A 6,815-nucleotide genomic window follows, 5' to 3' on the forward strand; every position below is an offset into this window, starting at 1 on the left:
GATCTGCTGTCGCCAAAAATCAGCACGTTCTTGAGTGGTCATAGTGAAAATCCAGCGAAGAGGTAATGGATTTCAAGTGTGACGAGCTGATTTTGGGAAAAAAAGATGCCGATTCAAGGGCGCTTACCAACAATCAGGGTTGGCCAGTGATATTACGCTTTATGCGCTATTAAAGACTGGCCCTGATTAATGTAGGGGGAATATTGATTATCTCTATTATGGTAGAACCAGTCTTCCCTTTATCTATGACGGATAGATGTGATTCTGAAAGTTGTTAATCCATTGCTCGGTCATTGATTGCCTGGTAATTGATCTGCTTGAGAGGTCACCGTTGATAGTGTTATCGCCTCGCATATCTGCTCCACCGCGTTGAGGGCGCGGGGGGTGAAGCGGTGCAGTTCATCGGCGTTGATGAGGGCGAGCCGCTGGTGTTTGACGGCGTCCAACATGGGCCACTGCCGCCAGTGATCCAGCACGGAAGGATCCTGGCCGCCAGCCAGGATAAGTCCGGGATTGGCCTTGATCACCTGCTCCAGCCCGACCTGGGGGTAGGCTGCTCCCGTCGTCGCCATGATGTTGCGTCCGCCGCAGAGGGTGATGGCCTGCCCCGGCCAGGTCGAATTATTGACGCTGGTGAGCGGCGGGTACCAGAGCTGATAGAAGACAGACAGGGGCTTGGGCTCGCCGTAGCGCGCCGCCAGGGCGTCGAGCCGGGTCAGATAGGCGCGGGTTTGCTCGTCGGCTCTGGGCGTGAGCCCGAGAAGGTGCCCCAGGCTGCGCATCTCGGTAGCCAGGGAGGCAAAGTCGGTGGGCTCCGAGTAGAAGACGGGGATGCCGAGGCGCTCGACCGGGCCCAGCATGCTGGCCTGGGCGGAGCGCCAGGCCACTACCAGATCCGGCTTCTGGGCCAGCAGCGCCTCGAGGTTGATGCTGCGATAGTTGGCCACCCGGGGGAGGTTGGCCACCTCGGCGGGGTAATCGGAGGCATCGTCGGTGGCGACCACGCGATCCCCGGCGCCGATATCGAACAGCAGTTCCGTCAGATGGGGAGTGAGGCTCACGATGCGCTGCGGCGGGGTGGCCATGGCGCACAGTGAGGTGCCCAGCAGGCAGACAAACAGGCCCAGGGCACGAAGGGAAACGCGATCAGCCATGATTGAGCGCCATCCATGTCAGGAGCAGCGAGAGCCCGAGCCAGCCCCAGCCGGTCAGTTGCAGACGCTGCAGCAGGCGCAGGGGCAGGTTGGCATCGGGTTCGCTCCCCTCATCAAATACCGGAAAGCGCACCAGCTGGCCCTGATAGTAGCGGGGGCCGCCGAGTCGGCGGCCCGTGGCCCGGGCCAGCAACGCGAGCAGGACCCCCATGGCGGGATGAGGCCAATGCAGCGCAGGCCGCACTCTGTTGCCCAGCCCGCGCACCTGGGTCAGGCACAGGGGGAGTGCCAGCAGCAGGATGGCGGGGGCGCAGAAACCCTGATAGAGCGCCGCAGCCGGGCGGCCGAAGTGGACGAACGCGCTTTGCTTGGGGTTCCACGCCAGATGGGTCAACTGGGCGAGCCGCACCAGCAGGGCACCCTGTACCCCGGCCAGGGCAAAGCCCAGCAGGGGGGCGGCCCACTGACCCACGAGGCGCAATACGCAGGTCTCGCTCACCGCCTTGTTCAACCCCATCACCGAGAGCTTGCCGGTCTCCCGCTTGAGCCAGGGGGCGGCCTGCAGCCTCGCCACGACCAGCGTCTCCTGGGTTGCCAGGGCGCAGCTCCCCTGGGCGAGTTCCCGCAAGGGGCGGGATTCGAGCATCAGCAGCAGGAACAGGAGGTCGAACAGGGGCTCGGAGAGGGAGAGATTGCGCATTGCCCAGAGACCGGCAGCGCAGGGCACCCAGACCATCAGCAGGGCAAGGAGCCCGGCCTGGCTCTGCTGGCGTGGCGTGCCGTCGGGGCGATAGACCTTCTGGCCGAGGCGGGTGAGCAGAGGCACTGCTGCGCCGGGTCGAAAGCGTGCGGGCCAGGGCAGCAGGGCCTCCAGCAGGGCGGCCCCCACCATGATGCCCGCCGTCGTGGAGGCGAGGGCGGTCATCAGGACATCCCAGGAGGGGGCGTCGATCACAGCTTGCCGAGCAGCGCGATGATCACTTCGGCGGAGTGTTGACCCGCCACCTCGATGAAGGCATCGAAGGATTCCACCTGCTCCTTGCCGGCGATGTCCGACATGGCCCGTACCACCAGATAGGGCACCTTGAACATGTGGCACACCTGGCCGATGGCGGCCCCTTCCATCTCCACCGCCAGCATCTGCGGAAAGTCGGCACGGGCTTTCGCGATGGCGTCCGGCTTGCACATGAACTGATCGCCGGTGCAGATGAGCCCGACCTTGGTCTGGTGCTTACCTTGCTCGGCAATGCAGGCCTGTGCCAGGGCGATGAGTTTTTCGTCGCAGGGGAAGGCGGCGGGCTGCTGGGCCATCTGGCCCATTTCGTAACCGAAGGCGGTCACGTCCACGTCGTGGAAGCGCATCTCGCTCGCGATGACCACGTCACCGATGTGCAGATCCTGGGCGAAGCCGCCGGCGGAACCGGTGTTGATGACGCAATCGGGAGCGAACTTCTCCAGCAGCAGGCTGGTGGCGACGCTGGCGGCGACCTTGCCGATGCCGGAGCGGGTCAGGATCACCTCTTTACCGGCCAGCTTGCCCTGATAGAACTCGCAGCCGCCCAGTTGCAGGGTGGTGGGCTCGCTCAGCTGGCTGCGCAGCAGGGCCACTTCCTGCTCCATGGCGCCGATAATACCTACTTTCATCATCTACCTCGTCTCGATGGCCGCTGGGCCGAAAAAGTTGGCGTGGATGATAGCAAAACTTGGCGGTGGCGCCGAGCATTGCGATGGCGTGGATGGGGGGTCAGGGGTAGCGTCTGGCCAGGGCGGCCAGTTCACCACTGTCTGCGAGCCGTTGCAGGGTGTTGGCGAACAGGGTCAGGCGCTCGGGGGCACTGTGGCGATGGAACAGGATGTAGAAGGGAGTCTCTTCCATCACGGTGGGGAGGATGCGGATCTTGTCGGCCAGCCCCTGTTCGCGCAAGTCGGACTCAAACCCCGGGGAGCGGTAGTAGACGAAACGGCCGCGCTTCATCAACAACTTCTCGTAGTTGGCCTGGTTGCTGATCCCGCCGCTGTCGATGATGAGGCCGCCGATGTCCTGGAGCCGGGCGATGGCACCGCTGCCATGGTTGATGAGGATGATGCCCGCCTGGCCGAGGGCCCTGACATCCTGCCAGCTGCGTATCTCGACGGGATCGTCACGGCGCACCGCCAGGTGGTAGCGCACCGTGAAGATGGCGGGGGTCAGGACGATGAAGTGATCCCGCCTGGCCGGGCTCTCTCCCACGCCGCAGATGAAGTCCAGCTGGCCGTGCTGCACCTTCTTTTCCAGCCGTCGCAGCGGCAGGAAGCGCTGATCTCCCTCAATGCGAAGGGCAGGCTCCCTCGCTTCCATGAGCCGGAAGAGATCGACGCAGATCCCGCCGACATGCCCGTCGGGGAGCGTCACGTACTTGGGGGACGACGCCTGTTGCGCGGCCGTATGAAAGACCTCGGTGGCGCCAATGGCCCTGGCGGTGAGGACAAGCAGACACAGCAGCAGGATTATCCTGAGGGTCATCCGGGCAGGCTTCCGATGGGATTCAGGCGCCGTACATCAACCAGTCAAAGGGCGCCGGGGGCTCAACATTAGGCGATTTCCCCCTCTTATTTCAAGGGGTTCGCGCTGTCGTCATCGGGCGCACGGGGCTTGAGGGGGGTGATCAGCCGAGTGCGGTGTCGAGGGTCATCATCAGGGCGAAGCCCGCCATGAGACCCAGGGTGGCGTGGGTCTGGTGGCCGTTGCGATGGGTTTCCGGGATCACCTCGTGGGAGACCACAAACAGCATGGCACCAGCCGCGAGCCCGAGGCCGATGGGGTAGGCGATGGCCATGCCGCTGGCGAGTCCGACCCCGAGCAGGGCGCCGAGCGGTTCCAGCAGGCCGCTGCCGATGGCGACCAGCACGGCCACCGGCGGGCGAAAACCGGCTGCGCACATGGCCAGCGCTACAGCCAGTCCTTCGGGAATGTCCTGCAGGGCAATGGCGGTCGTGAGGGGCAGTCCCACCGTCATGTCCCCCTGGGAGAAGCTGACCCCGATGGCCATGCCTTCGGGCAGGTTGTGCAGGGCGATGGCGAAGACGAACAGCCAGACCCGTGAGCAGCTCTCATGGCCGGGACCACAGGGGCCGGTCTTGTCGTGCTCGTGAGGGGTGAATTGATCCAGTCCCAGCATCAGCAGCACCCCGAGGGTCATGCCGGCCACCACCACGGCGGCGGCGAGGAAGCCGTCACCCGTGATCCCCTCGGCGGCCTCGAGCCCCGGCAGTAGCAGAGAGAAGGCGCTCGCCGCCAGCATCATGCCGGCGGCGAACCCCAGCATGGCATCCTCCACCCGTTGGGGAACGGCGCGCAGGAACAGGGCAGGCAGGGCGCCCAGCGCCGTGGCGGCAAAACCCGCAGCGCCGCCGATGAGGCCATAGCGTACCCCGGGCGTTATCTCCCCTGCGGCCAGCATGACGAGACTCTGCACCAGGAGCAGCAGCACGGCGACCAGGGCGAGCAGCAGCCCCAGGGCGATGAGGGGGCGATCCGCTATCTGCTCGCGCAGTTGGACAGACCAGGAAGGGGAGAGGGTCGATACGTTGTCCATAGGGCCTCTGAAGACAGGAATGGGGAGAGACGAGCGGCCATTACATAACCTGGCCCCTGCTTTGTCCATGACGGCGGACCGATTGTGGCAATCGGCTCAAGTTTTGCGTCGAGCTGGTCGCTCCTGTGCTGGCAGCCTCGTGGCGGGCACAAGGCCCGGCGTGGGGCGAGCGGGAAGCAAGGGATCCCCTCTCTTTGCTCCCATCGTCATTTCCCGTCAGGAGTCTCGGGTCACCGCTTACACGGATGTGATCATTGTGTCACTGCACATCTGCAGTCGAGGATCACCAGCCAACATGTCTTACAAGCATCTCTCCATCGGCAAGAAGATTGCCGCCGTCTTTGCGGTCATTGCCGTCATCAACGCCGTCTTCGGCCTGTTTCTCGCCACCGAACTGCGGGGCATTCGGGATCGGGTATTGAACTTCACCGACTCCACCCTGCCAAGCGTGCTCTCGGTGGACAACTTGCTCTATGACGTCTCCTATGTGCGCCGTGCCCAGTTTGCCCTGCTGATGGTGGAAGATGCCGTCGACAGGCAGGTTCGTCGCGCCCGCATCCAGGAGAGCCTGGGCAAGGTGCAGCAGGTCATGGATGCCTACGAGGCAACCGTGGTGGCCGAGCATGAACGCCAGGCCTTCAACCGCGTCAAGCAGCAGTGGCTGCAATATCTGGGGGCCGTCAACCAGGTGGATGCCCTGTTGTTCCAGGGCAGCAGGGATGAGGCCAGGGAGGCGCTGTTTCGCTCGAACGGGCTCTACACCGAGCTGGAGCTGGCGGTGCGTGCACTTGTGAAGGTGAATCTTGGCTTTGTGGAAGAGAACCGTGGCAGCCTGCTTGGCAGCGTCACCATGGTGATGACCTTTGCCGTGGTGAGCATCGCGACCCTGCTGATCTTCATGGGGGTCATGACCTGGTTCCTCACCCGCCAGATCTGCCTGCCCTTGCAAGCCGTGGTGGCCCAGGCCAATGCCATCGCCCTGGGAGATCTGACCCATCGGCTGGATCGCCAGCACATCGGGCAGGACGAACTGGGGATGCTGGCCAGCGCCTCCCTCAAGATGCAGGACAACCTGCGTGGGCTCATTGAGGAGGTGGCCGCCGCCGTGACCCAGCTGGGGGCCGCCATCGAGGAGGTGAGCGCGGTCTCCGAGCAATCATCTCAGGGGATCCAGAGCCAGCAGCAGGAGATAGCCCAGGTCGCCACCGCCATGGCCCAGATGAAGGCAACGGTAGCGGATGTGGCGGGCAACACCGAGGTGGCCTCGGAGTCGGCAAGCTCTGCCAATGCCCTGGCTCGTCGCGGCAGTCAGGATGTGCAGGGGGCCCTGGATGCCATCACCCGGGTGGCTGGTGAGATGGAGCAGGCGGGCAACCTGGTGAGTGAACTGGAGAAAGAGTCCGCCCAGATCAACCTGGTGGTGGATGTCATTCGCGGCATTGCCGACCAGACCAACCTGCTGGCACTCAATGCCGCCATCGAGGCGGCCCGTGCCGGTGAGCAGGGGCGCGGCTTTGCGGTGGTGGCCGACGAGGTGCGCACCCTGGCGGGGCGTACCCAGGCCTCCACCGGCGAAATCGTCGCCATCATCGAGACCCTGCAGGCCCGTGCCAATCGGGCGAAGTCGGTGACCGGCCAGAGTTGCGAGATGATCCGCCAGTGCGTGAGCCAGAGCGAACGCACCAGCGCGGGCATTCGTCAGATTGAAGAGGCGGTGGCCCAGATAGCCGACATGGCGATCCAGATTGCCAGTGCCTGTGGCGAGCAGGATGCGGTCTCCGATGAGCTGGGCCGCAACGTGGCGCGCATCAACGACTCCTCCAACGAGGTCGCGACCGGCGCGGATCACACCGCCAAAGCCTGTCTGGAGCTGAGCCAGCTGGCGGCGGGTCTGCGCCAGAGCATGGGGCGCTTCCGTCTGGCCTGACGGTGGTTGCAGCCAATAAAAACGGGGCCCTGGGCCCTAATGCCAGTCAGTTAAGCCTGACTGGCATTGTTTTTACTAGGTTTTCTCGTCGCATACTTCTGTGGTTTGGCTTTGATGCACCTTGGGTAACTTCGTTCTCGGCGGGCGGGTAACTTGAAC

The 6,815-nt window shown here is 64.1% G+C and carries 6 protein-coding genes; 1 reads left to right on the plus strand and 5 read right to left on the minus strand.

Translation table 11 applies throughout. The annotated features are described in order from the left end of the window. Positions 1 to 290: 290 nt before the first annotated feature. The 5 genes from HKD46_RS20765 to HKD46_RS20785 form a co-directional block, all read right to left on the minus strand. Positions 291 to 1,154 (minus strand): cobalamin-binding protein, encoded by an 864-nt coding sequence (locus HKD46_RS20765; RefSeq protein WP_171865925.1) that lies wholly within the window; start codon positions 1,152 to 1,154, stop codon positions 291 to 293. Then, positions 1,147 to 2,079: a cobalamin biosynthesis protein gene (locus HKD46_RS20770; protein WP_171865926.1), complete on the minus strand. Its 933-nt coding sequence runs from the start codon at positions 2,077 to 2,079 to the stop codon at positions 1,147 to 1,149. The genes HKD46_RS20765 and HKD46_RS20770 overlap by 8 nt, the downstream gene beginning before the upstream one ends. A 26-nt stretch (positions 2,080 to 2,105) precedes the next feature. Next, complete coding sequence (gene mtnN / locus HKD46_RS20775; RefSeq protein WP_010674306.1) at positions 2,106 to 2,798, minus strand: 5'-methylthioadenosine/S-adenosylhomocysteine nucleosidase; 693 nt, start codon at positions 2,796 to 2,798, stop codon at positions 2,106 to 2,108. A gap of 100 nt (positions 2,799 to 2,898) precedes the next feature. Continuing rightward, on the minus strand, positions 2,899 to 3,657 hold the full coding sequence (locus tag HKD46_RS20780) for an ABC transporter substrate-binding protein (protein WP_010674307.1): 759 nt from the start codon (positions 3,655 to 3,657) through the stop codon (positions 2,899 to 2,901). A gap of 142 nt (positions 3,658 to 3,799) precedes the next feature. After that, positions 3,800 to 4,729: a ZIP family metal transporter gene (locus HKD46_RS20785; RefSeq protein ID WP_039038671.1), complete on the minus strand. Its 930-nt coding sequence runs from the start codon at positions 4,727 to 4,729 to the stop codon at positions 3,800 to 3,802. A 295-nt stretch (positions 4,730 to 5,024) separates the two neighbouring features. Between HKD46_RS20785 and HKD46_RS20790 the strand changes: the two genes are divergently transcribed. Then, complete coding sequence (locus tag HKD46_RS20790; protein WP_171865927.1) at positions 5,025 to 6,656, plus strand: methyl-accepting chemotaxis protein; 1,632 nt, start codon at positions 5,025 to 5,027, stop codon at positions 6,654 to 6,656. The last annotated feature ends 159 nt before the right edge of the window (positions 6,657 to 6,815 follow it).

This window comes from Aeromonas sp. TW 6 (genome assembly GCF_013168745.1).
Lineage (GTDB): Bacteria > Pseudomonadota > Gammaproteobacteria > Enterobacterales > Aeromonadaceae > Aeromonas > Aeromonas caviae.

Coding starts and splice junctions, on each gene's coding strand:
- HKD46_RS20765 (WP_171865925.1), bottom strand. CDS start 1,154: ATGGCTGATCGCGTTTCCCTTCGTGCCCTGGGCCTGTTTGTCTGCCTG.
- HKD46_RS20770 (WP_171865926.1), bottom strand. CDS start 2,079: ATGACCGCCCTCGCCTCCACGACGGCGGGCATCATGGTGGGGGCCGCC.
- mtnN (WP_010674306.1), bottom strand. CDS start 2,798: ATGAAAGTAGGTATTATCGGCGCCATGGAGCAGGAAGTGGCCCTGCTG.
- HKD46_RS20780 (WP_010674307.1), bottom strand. CDS start 3,657: ATGACCCTCAGGATAATCCTGCTGCTGTGTCTGCTTGTCCTCACCGCC.
- HKD46_RS20785 (WP_039038671.1), bottom strand. CDS start 4,729: ATGGACAACGTATCGACCCTCTCCCCTTCCTGGTCTGTCCAACTGCGC.
- HKD46_RS20790 (WP_171865927.1), top strand. CDS start 5,025: ATGTCTTACAAGCATCTCTCCATCGGCAAGAAGATTGCCGCCGTCTTT.